The organism is Endozoicomonas sp. SESOKO4 (assembly GCF_024606275.1).
Genome location: NZ_JAHHPS010000466.1, coordinates 1 through 1,399 on the forward strand (window position 1 = coordinate 1; position 1,399 = coordinate 1,399).

Consider the following 1,399-nt stretch of genomic DNA (forward strand, 5'->3'; position numbering starts at 1 on the left):
GTCCTTTCCAACCGAGGATAAATACTGACTTTGAAGGAACAGTCATGCACTCTACTGATAACCATTCCAGGATTGACTCTTCAGCCCCGCCGACACCTAAGCAACCTCGATTGGAGGAAGCACCAAAGGGTGTCAGTCTGGGCAGGGAGGTTACTGTAAAGGACAAAATTGAAGCAACATTATTCCATTTGCCCGAAGAGATACATGCCAAAATTATTCGCTATTTGGATTTTCGAGGGGTGACAGCTTTAACAAGGGTATGCAAACAGCTTCACAAGCTTGTAAAAAACGATAAGGCTCTGGAAAGAGCATGGTATCGTCGGCTTCCATCACTAAACCAATATCAACTAAAGACCATTGTTACGACAAAAGATGAACAACAACTCCGTGATTGGTTGAAGCCGTTTGCGGATATAGGCACTATCGGGTCACTCATAAAACAACAAAAGAATGTTTATTTTCCTGTTCAGTTAGTTTTCACCAACAGTAAACTGATGTCTCAATGTGAAAAATTCAAGTTGGTGGAAAAAACCGAAATTACCCGTACCCGTCCACGCTCTATCACCACGGCCAGTTTCAGCACTGATGGCCGCCATGTGGTGACTGCCGGCTATGACAAAACAGTGAAAATCACTGGCCAGAAGCCCGATGGATCATGGATAGAAACAGCCACCGTTTCCCACGGTGGTTGGGTCGGATCAGCCACCTTCAGTGTCGATAGCCGTAAGATGGTCACCGGGAGTGACGATCGCACGGCGAAAATCTGTGTTCAGGAGGACGATGGATCATGGGATGTAAAAGCCACTATTCTCCATAATCATGGGGTCACCTCGGCCTCATTCAGTGCCGATAGCTGCCATGTAGTGACCGCCAGTTTGAGTAATGAGGTGAAGATTTACAGCCAGGAGACCGATGGCTCATGGGAAGCAAAATACAGCATTAACCACAATGCTCCGGTCTCGTCGGTTAGCTTTAGCGCCGATGGGCGTCATTTGGTGATCCTGAGTGAAGATAACAATGCAACCCTCTACAGTCAGGATGATGGATCATGGAAAGTCAATGCCACCATTCACCACGATGATATAATCTACTACTACACTTTCAGCACCAATGGCCGCCACCTGGTAACCACCAGCGCCGATCACAGAGCAATCATCTATGGCCTGCAGGACAATGGATCCTGGGAAGAAATGACCACCATTATTCATGATTATTGGGTCAAATCAGCCAACTTCAGCGCCGATGGCCGTTATGTGGTAACTACCAGTGATAGCAAGGCAAAAATCCATGGCCTGCAAACCGCTGAGTGGGTATTAAAAGACACCATTCAACACCAAGAGGTGGTTACCTCCGCCAGCTTCAGCGCCGATAGCCGCCATCTGGTAACGACCAGTGAGGA

1 protein-coding gene is annotated in these 1,399 nt (G+C 47.5%); it reads left to right on the plus strand.

Annotated features, from left to right (window positions below; all coding sequences use genetic code 11):
* Positions 1–44: 44 nt before the first annotated feature.
* Positions 45–1,399: F-box/WD repeat-containing protein (locus KDK16_RS08975; protein WP_257275687.1), on the plus strand; the 1,355-nt coding region annotated here is incomplete at its 3' end.